An 18,403-nucleotide genomic window follows, 5' to 3' on the forward strand; every position below is an offset into this window, starting at 1 on the left:
GAACCACGGGTAAATCAAGCCTCGTCCCTATTTTAGGAACGAGGCTTTTTTGTATTTATAAAAATGGATGAAAAGGAGTGTTCACTGTGTCAGAAGTAGTAAACATTACATTTCCAGATGGAGCAGTAAAGGAATTCCCAAAGGGAGTTACAAGTGAAGAGATTGCAAGCTCTATTAGTTCCGGTTTGAAGAAGCAAGCAATCGTAGGTAGAGTGAACGGTGCGTTATACGATCTCACTCGACCGATTCTAAAGGACAGTAAAGTTGAAATTGTAACATTACGCGAACAAGATGGGATTGAAGTTCTTCGCCATTCTACCGCTCACCTAATGGCGCAAGCGATCAAACGTTTGTATAAAGATGTGAAATTTGGGGTTGGTCCGGTCATCGAAGAAGGTTTCTATTATGATTTTGATATGGAACATAAGATTACACCAGAAGATCTCCCTAAAATTGAAAAAGAAATGAAACGAATTGCAGATGAAAACCTAAAAGTGGAACGAGTAGAAGTAACAAGAGAAGAAGCAAAAGAAATGTTCCGTGAGATTGGCGATGATTTAAAATTAGAGCTAATCGATGCTATTCCGGAAGCAGAACAGGTAACTATTTATAAGCAAGGCGAGTTTTTCGACCTGTGCCGTGGAGTACATGTACCTGCAACTAGTAAAATTAAAGCTTTTAAGCTGTTAACGATTTCTGGTGCTTATTGGCGTGGAGATAGTAATAATCAACAGCTACAACGTATTTACGGGACTGCATTTGAAAAACAATCCCAAGTAGAAGAGTATTTGCAAATTCTTGAGGATCGTAAAGAACGAGACCATCGTAAATTAGGTAAAGAGCTAGATATCTTTACAATTAACCAAAAGGTTGGACAAGGATTACCTTTATGGTTACCGAAGGGTGCAACAATCCGTCGTCAAATCGAACGTTATATCGTGGATGTAGAAGAACGACTAGGCTATGACCATGTTTATACGCCTGTATTAGCAAATGTAGATCTTTATAAAACAAGTGGTCACTGGGATCACTATCACGAAGACATGTTCCCAGTAATGGAAATGGATAACGAAGAGCTTGTTTTACGCCCGATGAATTGTCCGCATCATATGATGGTTTTCAAAAACCAATTGTGGAGCTATCGTAATTTACCAGTGCGTATTGCCGAACTTGGAACAATGCATCGATATGAAATGTCAGGTGCTCTTGCAGGACTTCAACGTGTCCGTGCAATGACTTTAAATGATGCTCATATTTTTGCTCGACCAGATCAATTAAAAGATGAATTTATTCGCGTAGTGGAACTTATCCAACGTGTTTACGAGGACTTTGGCATTAACGATTATTATTTCCGACTCTCCTATCGCGACCCAGAGGATAAAGAGAAATATATTGATAATGATGAAATGTGGGAAAAAACGCAAGGTATTCTTAAGGAAACAATGGAAGATATGAATTTAGAGTATGTAGAAGCAGAAGGTGAGGCTGCGTTCTATGGTCCTAAGCTAGACGTTCAGGTTAAAACAGCTTTAGGTAAAGATGAGACGTTATCTACAGTGCAAATTGATGTTTTACTTCCGGAACGCTTTGAATTATCTTATATTGGAGAAGACGGTAAGGAACATCGCCCAGTCGTTATCCACCGCGGTGTTGTATCAACAATGGAACGTTTCGTAGCATTTTTAACAGAGGAATATAAAGGCGCATTCCCAACTTGGTTAGCTCCGGTTCAAGCTCGAATTATTCCAGTATCCAATGAAGCACACCTAGAATATGCGAAAAAAGTAGAAGAACAATTAAGACTTGAAGGCATACGTGTAGAGCTTGATGAGCGAGATGAAAAAATCGGCTATAAAATCAGAGAAGCTCAAACCCAAAAAATTCCTTATGCTTTAGTCGTCGGAGATCAAGAAATCGAACAAAATGCAGTAAATGTTCGCAAGTATGGGGAAAAAGACTCCGTTACGAAGGTATTTGATGAATTTGTAAATCAAATAAAAACAGATATTAACAATAAGAGTAGAAAAAATTAACATTGTATTACTTCCAATGGTGTGATTTAATAAACACCGTTGGAAGTTTTTTTATTTGGTAATGTAGCTCGAGTGTTTTTCACTTTTCTTTAGTTGACAAACTTAGTTGTCCATCATATAATGTTAAGAGTGAATTAAATAAGGTCTTTTAGAGCAAGTAGAAGCACCCGCTTCTCACCTGATCGACGCTTAAGGCAGTTGGCAGGTTATATCTAAATTGTTCTCATGGATAAAAGAACAGTAGATGTGTGGGTGCATTATGTGTACCGACACTTTTTTTATTATTTGACAGTGTGTTGTGAATGCTTTAAGGCTAACTTGTCTGAAACGACCTGAATAAATTGTGGAGGTGGCTAACTATTAGCAAAGGTGAAACTTTGATAAATGAGAAAATTCGTGCCCGTGAAGTTCGTCTAATTGGTAAAGATGGAGAACAAATTGGTGTTAAATCTCGTCAAGAAGCTTTAGAAATTGCAGAACGTGCGGAACTTGATTTGGTTATGGTTGCACCAAATGCGAAACCGCCAGTTTGTAGAATTATGGACTACGGTAAATATCGCTTTGAGCAACAAAAGAAAGAAAAAGAAAACCGTAAGAAGCAAAAGGTAATCAATGTGAAAGAAGTTCGCTTAAGTCCTGCTATTGAAGAGCACGATTTTAATACAAAATTGCGTAATGCTCGTAAGTTCCTTGAAAAAGGAGATAAAGTGAAAGCATCTGTTCGCTTCCGTGGACGTGCGATTACTCATAAAGAGCTCGGACAAAAAGTTCTTGATCGTTTCGCAGAAGAGTGTAAAGATATTGCTACGGTTGAAACAAGACCTAAAATGGAAGGTCGTAGTATGTTCATGATGCTTGCTCCTACGGCTGAAAAATAAGTAGCAGCAAGATGAGGACAAATCAAAGGAGGAGACATTTACTATGCCTAAAATGAAAACTCATAGAGGTTCAGCAAAACGTTTTAAAAAGACTGGTTCAGGAAGAGTGAAACGTTCTCACGCTTATACTAGCCACTTGTTTGCAAATAAATCTCAAAAGCAAAAACGTAAACTTCGTAAAGCAACACTAGTTTCTAAAGGCGATTTGAAACGTATTAGTGCAATGCTTCCTAAAAAATAAGAACGACAAGACAAATTTGGAAAGACAATTATAGGAGGGAATTCTTATGCCACGTGTAAAAGGCGGAACAGTAACACGTAAACGTCGTAAACGTGTTTTAAAGTTAGCTAAAGGTTATTATGGTTCAAAACATACTTTATTCAAAACAGCAAAACAACAAGTAATCAAATCAGGTCAATATGCTTATCGTGACCGTAAACAAACAAAGCGTAATTTCCGTAAATTATGGATTGCTCGTATTAATGCAGCAGCTCGTTTAAATGATATTTCTTATAGCCGTTTAATGCACGGTTTAAAACTTGCTGGTATTCAAGTTAACCGTAAAATGCTAGCTGACATCGCTGTAAATGATGAAAAAGGTTTTGCTAATTTAGTAAACCAAGCTAAAGAAGCTTTAAAATAATGATCTGTAAGCCATCTTCTATCTAGAAGATGGCTTATTTTCTTAAGAAAGGAGAAGAGTACCTTGACCATGGATTGGCTATATTTTTATATTTTGGGAATAAACAGTGTTGGATTTTTTCTTATGGGAATCGATAAGCACAAGGCAAGAAAAAGGAAATGGCGTATTCAAGAGTCCACGCTCTTTTTAGTTGCGATTCTTGGTGGGGTAATTGGATGTATTATCGGAATGTACTTCTTTCATCATAAAACCAATAAAGGTAAGTTTAAGTTTGGTATGCCTGTGTTATTTAGTTTAGAACTAACTGTCATCATAATTTTAAAATTAACCTTGTCATAAAGGCTCGTCTTATGTCATATAAATAAAACAACCTAAACTAGTCAAGGGGGCTCTTGTCATGGAACAGATCAGCGCAGTGGTCCTCACTATTGTAGAATCCAGTGGCATGTTTGCACCTTTTCTTTTTATTGCGTTTCATTTATTAAGACCTATACTATTTATGCCAGTTGCATTTATTTGTGTATCAGGTGGGATTTTATTTGGAATGGTATCTGGTACTATATATTCAGTTGTTGGAATAACGCTATCGAGCTTGATGTTTTATCGGATGATTACATTTATGCCTAAAACCTTTAATCGTCTCGTCAAGATGAAAGGAAAGATAATCGGACAAAATAGACAAATGTCAAAAGGGCAGATTGTATTGTTACGATTGATGCCATTTATTCATTTTCACTTACTAAGCATTTGTATTATAGAAATGTCTCGAAACTACAAGGAATATTTCAAGCTATCCATCCTATCAAACATTCCATTAGCATTTGTATATACGTCATTCGGAAAATGGATTTCCACTTTTTCTCCACTAATTGTAATGATTGTCGTACTAGCCTTTATACCTGTTCTATACTTATTAAGACAAAAAGAAATAGTAATTAAATGGGAAGTGTTTTTTAATAAGGATGAGAAAAATGTTCCGGAGCTTCCTACGCATAGAAGAGCATATTGATAAAGGCAAAGCAGGACAAAAAAAGGTTACTAAGCGGTTGCTTAGTAACCTTTTTTGGCGGATTTCGAACTCTTATACTATTGCTTTATGCCAGGCTTTTAATGTAATAGATGTTTAATTGGATGTTTCCATTCTATTTTTGCATTCGGATATCGTATTAAAATCTCTTTTTCTAAAAAGAAAAGATCTTCTTTTGAAATTCCCCTTAAGCTACTAGGTTCCGTAGTCCAAACGGTTATTGTAACGACATCAAAAGACTGCTCTGTTGCCCCTAGATATTTTTCACCTTCAAACAAAACACCCTTATAAGTCATGACAAAATTCTTTTTTACATTATCCTCTTCATCAATAACATAAAAATCTTTGTTTTTACGTGCTATATCAAGCTTTCTTTTCGGGTTTGTAAAAAAGGTATAGGCGCTGTATAAGATAAATAGAATAGCGGCAAAAAGTAAAATCCGAAATAAGATAACAATCATGGCGACCGTCTCCAATCATAAATTACACTTCTAGTAGAAGGTACGTAACAGCTAGCCTTTTTGTTTCATTTTATTTATGAAAGTTTTTTGATGGCTTGTTTTTCGTGCTTTTGTTTGAAATGCTATAATAAAAAGAAAAAGGGTTGTTTATAATGAATTGGGATACCTTATTTTCGATGCAACGAAAATTAGACAAGCGTATTAAAGAAGAACACCAGCTGCAAGCAAGGAACCTCGTACCTGAAAAGCTGCTCGCGTTATTTGTTGAGCTTGGGGAATTAGCGAATGAAACACGTTGCTTTAAGTTTTGGAGTAATAAAGGTCCGAATGAACAAAAAGTCATTTTAGAGGAATATGTAGATGGGTTACATTTTATCTTATCAATAGGGATTGAGCTAGGATTTACTTTTGAGCATCGGGAGACAATAGAGCGGGATAGGGCGCTATCCTTAACAGAGCACTTTCTCCGAATTTATGAACAAATAACGATGCTGCAAAAGGATAAGAAGGAGACATCTTTTATACAATTGGTAGACCTCTACCTCCTATTAGGTTCTGCTTTAGGATTCAGTGAAGAGATGATTGAAAAAGCGTACTTTCAAAAAAATGAAGTCAATCACGTAAGACAAGACGAGGGCTATTAAACTTTTTCATTGTAAATAAAAAGGTGTATAATATGGTGGTACATATATTTTAAAAATATAGGAGGAATACATATGGCTAAGCTTGATGAAACATTGACGATGCTTAAAGATCTAACAGATGCAAAAGCAATTTCTGGCGATGAGAAAGAAGCACGTGACGTTATGGAAAAATACATCGCTCCATATGCCGATGAAGTATTTACAGACAATCTTGGCAGCTTAATTGCGAAAAAGACTGGTAATGCGAATGGTCCTAAAATTATGGTGGCAGGTCATTTAGATGAGATTGGTTTCATGGTTACTCGTATTGATGATAAAGGATTTGTCTACTTCCAAACAATTGGTGGTTGGTGGAATCAAGTTATGCTTGCTCAACGGGTTACAATCATGACTAAAAATGGTGATGTTACGGGTGTAATTGGATCTAAACCACCACACGTATTAACACCAGAAGCTCGTAAAAAACCGTATGAAATTAAAGACATGTTTATTGATATCGGTGCTTCTAGCAAAGAAGAAGCAGAAAAATTTGGTGTACGCCCAGGAGACTCTGTCGTTCCTTACTTTGATTTTACTGTAATGAAAAACGAAAAAATGTTACTCGCAAAAGCATGGGATAACCGAATTGGTTGTGCGATTGCAATTGAAGTTTTAAAACAATTAAAAGATGAAGATCATCCAAATGTTGTGTATGGTGTTGGAACTGTTCAAGAAGAGGTTGGTCTACGTGGTGCAAAAACTTCTACACATACCATCACTCCGGACATTGGATTTGGTGTAGATGTTGGTATTGCTGGAGATACCCCAGGAATTTCTGACAAAGAAGCTGTTGGTAACTTAGGAGATGGTCCACAAATCATTCTTTACGACGCATCGATGATTTCACATAAAGGTGTACGTGACTTTGTTGTGGAAACAGCGGATAAAAATAATATTCCATACCAATACAGCTCTATGGCTGGTGGCGGTACAGATTCCGGTTCTATTCATTTAACTGCAAATGGTGTACCGGCGTTATCCATCACCATTGCAACTCGCTATATACACTCTCATGCGGCTATTTTACACCGTGATGACTTTGAAAATACAGTTAAGTTATTAGTAGAAGTGATTAAAGGGTTAGATGCAGAGAAAGTAAAAGAAATTACTTTTGGTTAATACACACAATAAAAGAGAGGCGATATGCCTCTCTTTTAGCTTTTTTTCAGTGCGTCTTCTAATGTTTCCAACATTTCTTCTTTTTCAGATTCATCCGCATTATTCCAATATACCTCAAACAGAACCCCAAGGCCTGGTAATGTTTTTTCTTCACCAGTTTGGATGGCATCTACAATAGTTGCTTCTAATTCATCTACACTATTACCAGAAATATTATGAAGAACGGCTTTTCTTAAGTCTAAATTCATACATGTACACCTCATTGATTAAAGTATTGTTGGATATAGTTTGACCCCAGAGACGATAAATATGTATGATAAGGTATAAAGTTTAGGGAATGTAGGTGATGTCATGATCGAATCACTTCAAAACACAAAAGTGAAAAATTGGATCAAATTAAAAAGAAAAAAAGATCGCATAAAATCCCAATCCTTTTTAATTGAAGGGGAACATTTAATAGAGGAAGCAATACATAGTGATTGGATCGTAAAGGAAATTATTGTGGACGAATCCTATGAGTCGGAGCTGTTACATCCTATAAAGGAGCCGATTACAAAGGTTGCCTCTAAAGTATTTTCGGCGATTAGTAATACAGAATCGCCCCAAGGTATTATGGCTGAAATGCAGATGAAACAGTTTACATATCCATCTAATATGAAGAGAATACTTATTTTAGACGCTATCCAAGATCCAGGAAATGTTGGAACAATGATTCGTACTGCAGATGCTTTTTCCTTTGATGCGATTATCATAGGTACTGGTACAGTAGATGTGTACAATGAAAAAGTGATTCGTGCATCGCAAGGCTCTCTTTTCCATCTACCTATTTTATCTGGAGAGTTAGCTGAATGGATTCCAAGACTAAAGCAAGATAATTTTTCGATTTGGGCCACGGCATTAAAAGATGCAACGAGCTTACCAGAACTTTCTCCGCCTGAAAAAGTTGCTGTCATATTCGGGAATGAAGGAAGTGGAGTGGATAAGGAATTGTTGGCTTTATCCGATGAACGTGTATTTATACCAATTACCGGAAAAGCAGAATCCTTAAATGTTAGTATTGCATCTAGCATTGTTATGTATAATTTACGGCAATAGGCTTGCATTTAAGGTTTTTGTTTTCTATAATAAGTTCATATTATATTTAATAATAAAAAAAGCGTTGAAATGAGCCCAGTAGATTGTAACATGATCGATATAGGGAGGAAGTGTCATAGACTGAAAGCACTTCTATCGTGGTTATAATTGAACCTTCACTCTTAGAGCTGTCACCGGGACCTTGTGTTTTTCACAAGTAATGGTGAACCGGTTAATACCGTTATGGAAATGAAGTGGACATATATGAACGTATATGTCAATTAGGGTGGTAACACGGAATACAAGTCTCGTCCCTTGTTATAAAGGGATAGAGGCTTTTTTATGTTGTTTAGAGGAAAAAGGTATACGCTTTTACATTAAAGGAGGATATGACATGAAAGAACGTCTTGAAGAACTAAAACAAGAAGCGCTTCAACGTGTTCGTGAAGCAGAAGATGTGAAACAGCTACAAGAAGTAAGAGTAGCATATTTAGGTAAAAAAGGTCCTATTACCGAAGTGTTACGAGGAATGGGCAAATTATCTGCTGAGGAAAGACCAGTAATTGGCCAATTAGCTAACGATGTCCGTGGGGAAATTGCAACCGCAATCGATACAAAACAAGAGCAACTCGAAAAGGTTGCACTAGAAGCAAAACTTGCAGAAGAGTCTATTGATGTGACCTTACCAGGAAGACCAGTACAGCAAGGTGGTCCACATCTTTTAACAAAGCTAATTGAAGAAATTGAAGATCTTTTTATTGGAATGGGTTTTGAAATCGCAGAAGGTCCTGAGGTAGAGCAAGATTATTACAATTTTGAAGCATTAAACCTACCGAAGGGACACCCTGCTCGAGATATGCAGGATTCCTTTTATATTACAGAAGATTTATTAATGCGTACCCATACATCACCAGTACAAGCAAGAACAATGAAAAACCATGAGGGTAGGGGACCTGTAAAAATTATTTGCCCTGGTAAAGTGTATCGCCGTGATACAGATGATGCAACACACTCTCACCAATTTACACAAATTGAAGGATTATATGTTGATAAGAATGTTCGTATGAGTGATTTAAAAGGGGTACTGGATACTTTTGCGAAAAAGATTTTTGGTCAAAATCGAGAAATTCGCCTACGTCCTAGCTTCTTTCCGTTTACCGAGCCATCTGTAGAAATGGATATTTCCTGTAAAATCTGTCTTGGCAGCGGCTGCTCTGTGTGTAAACAAACAGGATGGATTGAAATTTTAGGTGCTGGAATGGTACATCCGAATGTATTAAAAATGGCAGGCTTTGATCCAAAGGTTTATACAGGTTTTGCTTTTGGAATGGGACCAGAACGTATTGCGATGCTAAAATATGGCGTTGATGATATTCGTCATTTCTATACGAATGACAATCGCTTCTTAAAACAATTCCATAACGCATAAAAGGAGGAGAAGACATGTTAGTATCATTAAATTGGTTGAAGCAATATGTAAATATAGATGGTATTACGCCAGAAGAATTGGCAGAGAAAGTGACAAAAAGTGGTATTGAGGTAGAAGGCATTCAGACGATGAAGGATCAAATGAACAACGTGGTGGTTGGATTTGTGAAATCATGTGAGCAGCATCCGAATGCAGATAAACTGAATGTTTGTCAAGTTGATGTTGGGGATGAGGTATTACAAATCATTTGTGGTGCACCAAACGTTGCTGCTGGACAAAAAGTTGCCGTAGCCAAACCAGGTGCAAGACTACCGGGTGGACTTAAAATCAAGCGCGCCAAATTACGTGGTGAACAATCTAATGGTATGATTTGTTCCCTTCAAGAATTAGGGGTTGACCCTAAATTTGTTCAAAAAGAATTTGAGGATGGTATTTTCGTCTTTTCTGAAGATGTTGAAATTGGAGCAGATGCCATTGAATTATTAAATCTAAATGATACGATTTTAGAATTCGAGCTTACTCCAAATCGTTCAGATTGTTTAAGTATGTTAGGTGTTGCCTATGAAGTAGCGGCATTGTTAGATGAAGAAATACGTTTACCAGAGGTTTCTATCCATCCAACAAAGGAACAAGCGGAAGATTATGTTCACGTAAAAGTAGAGGATGCAAAATTAAATCCATACTACGGCGCTTATATTGTAAAAAATGTGAAAGTGGGACCATCTCCACTATGGATGCGAAACCGCTTGATCGCTGCAGGTATTCGTCCAATTAATAACGTCGTTGATATTACCAACTATATTTTATTAGAGTATGGCCAACCGCTTCACGCGTTTGATTATGATCGTTTTGGCTCCAAAGAGGTATTGGTTCGTTTAGCTAAAGAAGGAGAAAAAATTACAACATTAGATGACGAAGAGCGTACTCTAAAGGCAGACCACATCGTCATTACGAACGGAAAGGTTCCAACTGCAATTGCAGGAGTAATGGGTGGTGCTGATTCAGAGGTTCAAGCTGATACAACTACCGTTTTGTTAGAGGCTGCTTACTTTAATCCACTTTCCGTTCGGGTAGCATCTAAGGATCATGGTCTGCGAAGTGAAGCGAGTGTTCGTTTTGAAAAAGGAGTAGACCCGAAACGTGTGAAGGAAGCTGGTCTTCGTGCTTGTCAATTACTTGAACAATACGCAAATGGAGAAGTAGTATCTGGTGTATCTGAATTTGATGAATTGCATTTAGAGGAGCAGGTTATTCGGTTTACTTCTGACAAAATAAATGAGGTACTAGGAACTTCCATTTCATCTGATGAAATTGGAGCGATTTTAGAGCGATTACGTTTTCCGTTTACACAAGACCAAAATCAATTTATTGTAACTGCTCCAACTCGACGTGGTGATATTACAATCGTTGAAGATATGGTAGAAGAAATTGCCCGTATTTACGGCTATGATAATCTTCCATATACATTACCAGTAGGCGCAAGTGCAGGGGGACTATCTTTAGTTCAGCATGTGAAACGTCAAATCCGTAGATATTTACAAGGTGTTGGGCTAAATGAAGCGATGACCTATTCGTTAACATCAGAAGATAAAACAGCTCAATTCGTGGATCCGAAAGTAATGGAACAAAAACCATTTCCTGTAAAGCTTGCAATGCCTATGAGTGAAGCGCATAGCCATTTACGTCTAAGCTTATTGCCAGAAATGCTTTCAAGCGTCCAGTATAATTTAGCTCGTCAGCAACCTACTGTGTCACTATTTGAAATGGGATCGATTTACATTAGTCAAGAAGAAAAAGTTACGAAGCAACCAGAAGAAAAATTACGTCTTGCTGCTGCAATGACAGGTCTTTGGGTTGAGCATCCATGGCAAAAAGAAGAGAAGAAAGTTGATTTTTATGTAATAAAAGGAATTGTTGAAGGTCTCTTCCGCCTTTTAAATATTACAAATGTTAGCTATGAGGCCGTTCAATTGCCAGATATGCATCCAGGTAGAACTGCGACGATAAAAGTAGATGATCAACATGTCGGATTTATCGGACAATTACATCCTGCCTTGCAAGAGCGTCTCGATTTAACAGATACGTATGTGTTTGATTTAGATTTAGAATGGATTATCGAAAAGCTTGATGGGGATCATTTATTCGTTCCAATTCCGAAGCATCCATCTGTAACGCAAGATTTAGCATTCGTGGTGGATGAAAAGCTTCCTGCCCAAGCAATGGAACAAGTTATTAAACAATCAGCAGGTAACTATTTAACCGATGTTTCCGTATTTGATATTTATCAAGGCGAACATATGGAACCAGGTAAGAAATCAATCGCCTTTACGTTGCGTTTCCAAAATCCAGAAGCGACGCTAACAGATAAAGAAATTGAAGAAGCGAGAGCGGCTATTGTTGCAAATGTAAAAGAATCCTTCCAAGCAGAATTAAGAGGATAGCATAGAAGCACCCAACTCTATTATTCGGAGTTGGGTGCTTTTCTTATTGGTTTCTTTTCTTTATTAGATCCCATGCCTTTGTTGTATTGGCAAAGTGCACTTTAGAAATACTTGTTAACGTATCCCTTCCTTTTGATAAAATAATCTTTGCCGCTTGTTCATCTACTAGTTTACTTGCTCCTTTTTGTAAGGAGAAACCTACTTCTTTGGACAAACGATCCATTTCTTGTACAAATTTTGCTCTTGATAAAATAGATGCAGCAGCAACAGCGATGGAATAGCTTTCAGCCTTCGTAATAAAGTGCATTTTCTCTGGCATGTTTCGTTTTTCAGATGCTAAGTGTCGTTTAAATACAGAAGCTTCTGCGAATTGATCTACAACAATTCCATGTAGCTCTGATTCATTTATTTTATCAAGTACATTTTGGATCGCGTGATAATGTAACATGACCTTCATTTTCCCTTGGGTCCAACCTTTACGTTGCAAAGCGTTATATTTATTATTACGTAACACAAGGATACTGTAAGGAATATCGACTTGCTGAATATGCTTTGCAACTTCTAAAATGGTTTCATCTTTCATCAATTTGGAATCTTTTACACCAAGCTCCTTTAGTAGAGGGATATTTTTTTCCTCTACATAAGCAGCAGCTGCAGTCATGGGACCGAAAAAGTCTCCTGAACCAGCTTCATCCGATCCAATATGATTTTTCGTAACACTGTTAGGTATTGCTTTCGTTTGCTTTCCTTTTTCCTTGCTCGGGATTCCTTTTCCCCACTTCGATGCTTCATCATTATGTGCTTTTCCTTGAAAAAGAACTTTCCCTGAGCGATAGGCAGTTATGGAACAATCCTCCACTTTGGCAGCAAATATTGCTCCACTTGGCGGGTTTGGTTTTAAACTTGATTTATAGTATTCTTTCATTTTATGTAGTTCAGTTTCGGACGTTTTGATAACAGTTTGAGACATATATAGATGGCTCCTTTCTATTTTTTTAGTATAACACGATAGAAAATCTTTATATAGATTTCCAAAATGTTCATATATCTGTTAATATAGAAAAAGGATGTATGTATAGTAAGGGGGCCATTATGTGTCACAAGAAAATAAAATCAAAACTACAGTTGAAATTTATAATAGAAAATATACAGTGGTAGGAGAGGAGCCGCCTCACCATATTCAAATGATTGCTAGTCTAGTGGATCAAACAATGAAAGAAATACAAGAATCAAATCCTAGACTAGATACGGCGAAATTAGCGGTTTTAACTGCAATAAATACGATGAATGATTATATTAAATTAAAAGAGGAATTTAATCATTTACTAACGCAAGTGCATACGGGGAGAGAGGAACGCAGGAAAAATGGTTAACTTCATTTTGATAATCCTATTATTATTAGGAACGCTTATCGGCCTTAAAAGAGGCTTTATTATGCAAGTCTTTCATTTAACAGGTTTTATTTTATCCTTTATTTTAGCAGTTATTTTTTATAAATCCTTAACACCGCTTTTAACGATGTGGATTCCTTATCCTGAGTTCGGTGAAGAAGGATTTGGAGCGTTATTCGGTTCCTTACCTTTAGAAACCGCTTTTTATAATGGTATTTCGTTTGTAATCATTTTCTTTGTAGCAAAGGTTGTATTGCAGATTATTGCGAACATGCTTGATTTTGTTGCTGACTTACCAATTTTACATAGCTTTAATGGTTTGCTAGGTGCAATATTAGGGTTTATTGAAACCTATTTTATTGTTTTTATTCTTTTGTATTTCATGGCTCTTGTTCCAATCGAGTCGATCCAAGGTTATATAGAAGGTTCTTCCATTGCTCAGTTCATGATCGAGCACACACCGTTATTGTCTAATCAAGTAAAAGAATTATGGTTTGAACATATTGCAGAAACGATTAAAAACTTCTCCTAGTTCGTAGTGAGAAGTTTTTTCACGTTAACATGATATTGTTATATTAAAATGGAATTCATTAAGGAAAAACTATAGTAGGTGATTAAAATGACAGTAGATAAAAAGCAAGTAATAAAATTATTAGAAAAAATAGCGATTTACCTAGAGCTGAAAGCTGAAAATCCTTTTAAAATTTCTGCATATCGAAAGGCAGCGCAAGCGTTAGAAAGTGATGACCGATCCCTTTCTGAAATAGAAGACTTTACAAAAATGAAAGGAATTGGGAAAGGGACAGCTGCTGTTATCCAAGAATACATGGAGGATGGCTTCTCGGATACACTAAACCAATTAATTGAGGAAGTACCAGCAGGACTCATTCCATTATTAGACCTACAAGGACTAGGTGGTAAAAAGTTAGCAAAGCTTTATCAAGAGTTAGGTGTAATCGATGCAGCTAGTTTAAAAGAAGCTTGTGAAAGTGGAAAGGTAGAAGGATTAAGTGGGTTTGGTAAAAAGACGGCAGAAAAAATATTGAAATCATTAGAATCCTTTGGTAAAAGACCAGAACGATTGCCTATTGCTTTTATGCTTCCTATTGCTAATAAAATTGAGGAGCAAGTAAAGAAAATAAAAGAAATTGAAAAATACTCTAAAGCAGGAAGTATACGGAGATTAAGTGAAACCGTTAAGGATTTGGATTTTATTATTTCTACTACAAAACCAGAAGTAGTGAGAGAAGCGTTACTAGCATTAGAAGGTATTGAGAATGTAGTAGCTGCAGGGGAAACAAAAATTACCGTTATTTTTAATGAAGGCTATGAAGTATCTGTTGATTTTCGCATCGTTTCTCCAGCGGAATTCGCCACTACATTGCATCATTTTACAGGCTCGAAAGACCATAACGTAGCCATGCGACAATTAGCAAAGGAGAGAAATGAAAAAATAAGTGAATACGGGGTAGAACGATTAGATACCGGAGAAATTCTAACGTTTAATACAGAGCAAGCATTTTTTCACCATTTTGGTTTACCATTTATCCCTCCAGAGGTTCGGGAAAATGTAGGGGAGATACAGGCGACAGAGGAAAATTTGAATTTACTTACATTGTCAGACATCAAAGGTGATCTACATATGCACACTACCTGGAGTGATGGCGCTCAATCTCTAGAAGAAATGGTTCATAAGGCTCGTGAAAAAGGCTATGAATTTATTGCGATAACAGACCATTCTAAATATTTGCGGGTTGCGAATGGCTTAGATGAAACAAGACTCCGAAAGCAACGAGAAGAAATTGACCGTATGAATGAAAAATATGAGGACATTCATATATTCGCTGGTGTTGAAATGGATATTTTACCGGATGGTACCCTCGATTTTTCAAATGACTTTTTAAAAGAAATGGACTTTGTTATTGCCTCCATTCACTCAAGCTTTAATCAACCGAAAGAAAAAATCATGTCCAGATTAAGAACGGCAATGGAATCTCCGTTTGTTAATTTAATCGCACATCCTACAGGTAGATTGATTGGCAAAAGAAGTGGATATGAAGTAGACTATGAACAACTAATAAGCTGGGCAAAAGAGACAAATACGGCCTTGGAATTAAATGCGAACCCAAATCGTTTGGATCTCTCATGGAAATGGTTAATGGAAGCAAAGAAAAACGGTGTACCTATTGCTATAAATACCGATGCACATAACTATATGATGCTCCATGATATGGAGATTGGGGTGCAATTTGGTAGAAAAGGTTGGCTTAAAAAAGAGGATGTTATTAATACATGGAACTTAGAGGATTTGAAGGAGTTTCTGAAAAAATAAAGGAGTTACAGCATGAACGATAGAGTAATGAAAGTGTTAGAATTTAAAAAAATTAAGGAACAATTAGTCCATCATGCTAGTTCTTCGTTAGGTAAAGAATTGGCAGAGAAACTATATCCTTCTTCTGAACTCCAAGAGGTTACTACTTGGCAGGAAGAAACAGACGAAGCGCATCAGGTAATTCGTGTTAAGGGGAGCATTCCGCTTGGTGGGGTTTACGATATTAGACCCTATGTAAAAAGGGCAAGCATCGGTGGGGTGTTAAATGCAAGTGAATGTCTAGATATCGCTAGTACCATTTATGGGGGAAGGATATTAAAAAAATATATTGATGATATAGATGCAGACGAATTACCCATTCCTATAATTCGGGAGCTTACGAACAATATTGTCATGTTAAGTGAATTAGAGAGAAGCATTAAGCAATGCATTGACGATCATGGCCATGTTATGGATGGAGCTTCTGATGCGCTTCGTTCCATTCGAAGTAAAATTCGCACAATGGAAAGTAGTGTGCGAGACCGCTTAGAATCTTATACAAGATCTAAAAGTAAAATGCTTTCGGATGCAATTGTTACTATTCGAAATGATCGTTATGTTTTGCCAGTTAAGCAAGAATATCGAGCCTCTTTCGGTGGTATTGTTCATGATCAGTCTGCTTCAGGTGCAACATTGTTTATTGAACCACAAGCGGTAGTGGAATTAAACAATAAACTTCATTCTGCTAAAGTTCAAGAAGCACAAGAAATAGAACGCATTTTAAAGGAACTTTCGATTAAAGTGGCAAATGATGAAGGCTTTTTACGACAAAATGTCGCCATATTGTCAAAAATAGATTTCATGACGGCGAAAGCAAAATTGGCACATCAGCTGAAAGCGGCCAAACCAAAGATGAACAGCCAAGGCATCATTCGGATGAAGGAGGCTAGACATCCGCTCATTCCTGCTGATGAAGTTGTTCCAAATGATATTGAAATTGGAGCAGACTATACGTCCATTGTCATAACTGGTCCAAACACTGGTGGAAAAACCGTTACGTTGAAATTAGTTGGACTTTGTACATTAATGGCACAATCTGGATTACAAGTTCCAGCATTGGATGGTTGTGAAATGGCCGTGTTTAATCAAGTATTTGCGGACATTGGGGATGAGCAGTCGATTGAACAATCCTTAAGTACATTTTCTTCACATATGACCAATATTGTCGAGATTTTAAAAGAGGTAAATGATAAGACCCTCGTATTATTTGATGAACTTGGAGCAGGCACTGACCCTCAAGAAGGTGCAGGATTAGCAATGGCGATATTAGATGAAGTAGTAAAGCGAAATGCACGAGTAATTGCAACTACACATTATCCTGAGCTGAAAGCATATGGGTATAATCGCGAAGGTGTTATCAATGCCTCCGTAGAATTTGATATTAAAACATTACGTCCAACCTATCGATTGTTAATCGGTGTACCAGGACGAAGTAATGCATTTGATATCTCCAAACGCCTTGGTTTGAGTGAATCGATTATAGAACAAGCAAAATCATTAACAGGTCGAGAATCACAAAGTGTAGAAAATATGATTGCCTCCTTAGAGGAATCGCGTAGAAAAGCAGATGAAGATTACCAAACAGCAGAGGTAATATTAGAAAAAGCGAACGAATTAAAAGAGGAATTAGAGAAGAAATGGTCAGCGTTTGAAAAGCAAAAGGAAAAGCTGTTGAAAAAAGCAGAAGAGAAAGCAGCAAAAGAAGTAGAGAAGGCAAAAAGACAGGCTGAAGAAATAATTGAAAAGCTTCGTCAAATGGAAAAGCATGCCTCTATAAAAGAACATGAAATTATCGATGCTCGAAAACAGCTGGAAGAGGCAGGGTTTCATGCGAATGCAGATCAGATGCAAAAAACTTCCAAACCGAGTATGGATGGGGAAAAGCTTGAACCCGGTGATGAAGTAAAGGTATTAACCTTAAATCAAACAGGACATATTGTGGAAAAAATTAGTGAAAAAGAGTACCAAGTTCAGCTTGGAATCATGAAAATGAAAGTAAAACGAAACAATTTGCAATTTGTAAAACGGAAGGAACCTATTCAAGAAAAGCCTGTAGCATCGGTAAAAGGCTCTGGATACCACATTAAACCAGAATTAGATCTTCGTGGTGAGCGTTATGAGGATGCATTGCTTCAATTAGAGAAATATATTGATGATGCTTTATTAGCGGGATATCCCCATGTATCGATTATTCATGGGAAAGGTACAGGTGCACTTCGAAAAGGTGTTCAAAAATTTGCCGATAAGCATCCATCCATTTCATCGCATCGTAGTGGTACAATGAATGAAGGCGGAACTGGCGTTACAATAATTGAATTTAAGTAGCATTCTAAGAGAGGAGAATTGGAATGTGGGCGGACTTTTGGGAAAACGCATTAATCGAAACAGCTGCTAGTTACAGTGTGGTCATTTTATGTGTTATTGTGTTTTTAGCAATTTTTGAATTAGTAACAAAGTATAACAACTGGGAACAAATCAAAAAAGGGAATTTATCTGTTGCCATGGCTACAGGTGGGAAGATATTTGGTATTTCAAACATTTTTCGCTATTCCATCGAGCATAACGATTCATTACTTGTTAGTATGAGTTGGGGTGCATTTGGATTTGTACTGCTTTTAATCGGTTATTTTATTTTTGAATTTTTAACACCGACCTTCCGTATTGATGAGGAAATAGAAAAGGATAATCGTGCAGTTGGATTAATAGCTATGATTATTTCTGTTGGTTTGTCCTATGTTATCGGGGCGAATATTGTGTAAGGGGAAAAGAAAATGAAAACATTAGCCATTGTATTAATGATTGTCGCAGTCATCTTCATCATCGCAGGCGTTATTTTCGTTTTGTGACGCGAA

Annotated in this window: 19 protein-coding genes and 3 other annotated features (1 of these 22 only partly in view); of the genes, 16 read left to right on the forward strand and 3 right to left on the reverse strand. The window is 36.9% G+C overall.

Annotated elements, in window-relative coordinates:
• Positions 1-32: a binding site (T-box leader), on the forward strand (it extends 199 nt beyond the left edge of the window).
• A gap of 54 nt (positions 33-86) precedes the next feature.
• The 6 genes from thrS to C1A05_RS03570 all read left to right on the forward strand — a co-directional run bounded on the left by thrS (position 87) and on the right by C1A05_RS03570 (position 4,564).
• Positions 87-2,033 (forward strand): threonine--tRNA ligase, encoded by a 1,947-nt coding sequence (gene thrS, locus C1A05_RS03545; protein ID WP_102026818.1) that lies wholly within the window; start codon positions 87-89, stop codon positions 2,031-2,033.
• Positions 2,034-2,182: 149 nt separating this feature from the next.
• Positions 2,183-2,318, forward strand: a sequence feature (ribosomal protein L20 leader region).
• Between the two features lie 47 nt (positions 2,319-2,365).
• A complete protein-coding gene (gene infC, locus C1A05_RS03550; protein WP_102026819.1) occupies positions 2,366-2,911 on the forward strand; it encodes a translation initiation factor IF-3 in 546 nt (181 codons plus the stop codon).
• A 43-nt stretch (positions 2,912-2,954) separates the two neighbouring features.
• Entirely contained in the window at positions 2,955-3,152 is a 198-nt protein-coding gene (gene rpmI / locus C1A05_RS03555) for a 50S ribosomal protein L35 (protein WP_102026820.1), read from the forward strand.
• Between the two features lie 46 nt (positions 3,153-3,198).
• Entirely contained in the window at positions 3,199-3,555 is a 357-nt protein-coding gene (rplT, locus tag C1A05_RS03560; RefSeq protein WP_102026821.1) for a 50S ribosomal protein L20, read from the forward strand.
• A 69-nt stretch (positions 3,556-3,624) separates the two neighbouring features.
• Complete coding sequence (locus C1A05_RS03565; RefSeq protein ID WP_102027353.1) at positions 3,625-3,894, forward strand: DUF1294 domain-containing protein; 270 nt, start codon at positions 3,625-3,627, stop codon at positions 3,892-3,894.
• 58 nt (positions 3,895-3,952) lie between these two features.
• Positions 3,953-4,564: a TVP38/TMEM64 family protein gene (locus C1A05_RS03570; RefSeq protein ID WP_102026822.1), complete on the forward strand. Its 612-nt coding sequence runs from the start codon at positions 3,953-3,955 to the stop codon at positions 4,562-4,564.
• Positions 4,565-4,662: 98 nt separating this feature from the next.
• Here C1A05_RS03570 and C1A05_RS03575 read toward each other — a convergent pair whose 3' ends face one another.
• Entirely contained in the window at positions 4,663-5,043 is a 381-nt protein-coding gene (locus C1A05_RS03575) for a sigma-w pathway protein ysdB (RefSeq protein ID WP_102026823.1), read from the reverse strand.
• A 152-nt stretch (positions 5,044-5,195) separates the two neighbouring features.
• On the opposite strand from C1A05_RS03575, the gene C1A05_RS03580 reads away from it, so the two are divergent.
• On the forward strand, positions 5,196-5,687 hold the full coding sequence (locus C1A05_RS03580; protein ID WP_102026824.1) for a dUTP diphosphatase: 492 nt from the start codon (positions 5,196-5,198) through the stop codon (positions 5,685-5,687).
• Positions 5,688-5,759: 72 nt separating this feature from the next.
• A complete protein-coding gene (locus tag C1A05_RS03585; RefSeq protein WP_102026825.1) occupies positions 5,760-6,845 on the forward strand; it encodes a M42 family metallopeptidase in 1,086 nt (361 codons plus the stop codon).
• A gap of 35 nt (positions 6,846-6,880) precedes the next feature.
• On the opposite strand, the gene sspI is transcribed toward C1A05_RS03585, so the two are convergent.
• Entirely contained in the window at positions 6,881-7,093 is a 213-nt protein-coding gene (gene sspI, locus C1A05_RS03590) for a small acid-soluble spore protein SspI (protein ID WP_102026826.1), read from the reverse strand.
• A 103-nt stretch (positions 7,094-7,196) separates the two neighbouring features.
• On the opposite strand from sspI, the gene C1A05_RS03595 reads away from it, so the two are divergent.
• From C1A05_RS03595 to pheT, 3 genes are all read left to right on the forward strand, one after another.
• The gene (locus C1A05_RS03595) at positions 7,197-7,940 is read left to right on the forward strand and encodes a TrmH family RNA methyltransferase (protein WP_102026827.1); all 744 of its coding nucleotides are present in this window, start codon (positions 7,197-7,199) and stop codon (positions 7,938-7,940) included.
• A 55-nt stretch (positions 7,941-7,995) separates the two neighbouring features.
• Positions 7,996-8,238, forward strand: a binding site (T-box leader).
• Positions 8,239-8,313: 75 nt separating this feature from the next.
• On the forward strand, positions 8,314-9,348 hold the full coding sequence (gene pheS, locus C1A05_RS03600) for a phenylalanine--tRNA ligase subunit alpha (RefSeq protein WP_102026828.1): 1,035 nt from the start codon (positions 8,314-8,316) through the stop codon (positions 9,346-9,348).
• A gap of 14 nt (positions 9,349-9,362) precedes the next feature.
• On the forward strand, positions 9,363-11,789 hold the full coding sequence (gene pheT / locus C1A05_RS03605) for a phenylalanine--tRNA ligase subunit beta (protein ID WP_102026829.1): 2,427 nt from the start codon (positions 9,363-9,365) through the stop codon (positions 11,787-11,789).
• Positions 11,790-11,832: 43 nt separating this feature from the next.
• On the opposite strand, the gene rnhC is transcribed toward pheT, so the two are convergent.
• A complete protein-coding gene (gene rnhC / locus C1A05_RS03610; protein ID WP_102026830.1) occupies positions 11,833-12,759 on the reverse strand; it encodes a ribonuclease HIII in 927 nt (308 codons plus the stop codon).
• 124 nt (positions 12,760-12,883) lie between these two features.
• Here rnhC and zapA point away from each other — a divergent pair, with 124 nt between their 5' ends.
• The 5 genes from zapA to C1A05_RS03635 all read left to right on the forward strand — a co-directional run bounded on the left by zapA (position 12,884) and on the right by C1A05_RS03635 (position 18,310).
• A complete protein-coding gene (gene zapA, locus C1A05_RS03615; RefSeq protein ID WP_102026831.1) occupies positions 12,884-13,162 on the forward strand; it encodes a cell division protein ZapA in 279 nt (92 codons plus the stop codon).
• A complete protein-coding gene (locus tag C1A05_RS03620; protein ID WP_102026832.1) occupies positions 13,155-13,712 on the forward strand; it encodes a CvpA family protein in 558 nt (185 codons plus the stop codon). The genes zapA and C1A05_RS03620 overlap by 8 nt, the downstream gene beginning before the upstream one ends.
• Before the next feature lie 87 nt (positions 13,713-13,799).
• Positions 13,800-15,512 (forward strand): DNA polymerase/3'-5' exonuclease PolX, encoded by a 1,713-nt coding sequence (gene polX / locus C1A05_RS03625; RefSeq protein WP_102026833.1) that lies wholly within the window; start codon positions 13,800-13,802, stop codon positions 15,510-15,512.
• A gap of 12 nt (positions 15,513-15,524) precedes the next feature.
• Positions 15,525-17,876: an endonuclease MutS2 gene (locus C1A05_RS03630; protein ID WP_102026834.1), complete on the forward strand. Its 2,352-nt coding sequence runs from the start codon at positions 15,525-15,527 to the stop codon at positions 17,874-17,876.
• A 23-nt stretch (positions 17,877-17,899) separates the two neighbouring features.
• Entirely contained in the window at positions 17,900-18,310 is a 411-nt protein-coding gene (locus tag C1A05_RS03635; protein WP_102026835.1) for a DUF350 domain-containing protein, read from the forward strand.
• Positions 18,311-18,403 lie beyond the last annotated feature (93 nt).

It is taken from the genome of Salirhabdus sp. Marseille-P4669 (assembly GCF_900240405.1).
GTDB lineage: Bacteria > Bacillota > Bacilli > Bacillales > Alkalibacillaceae > OEQK01.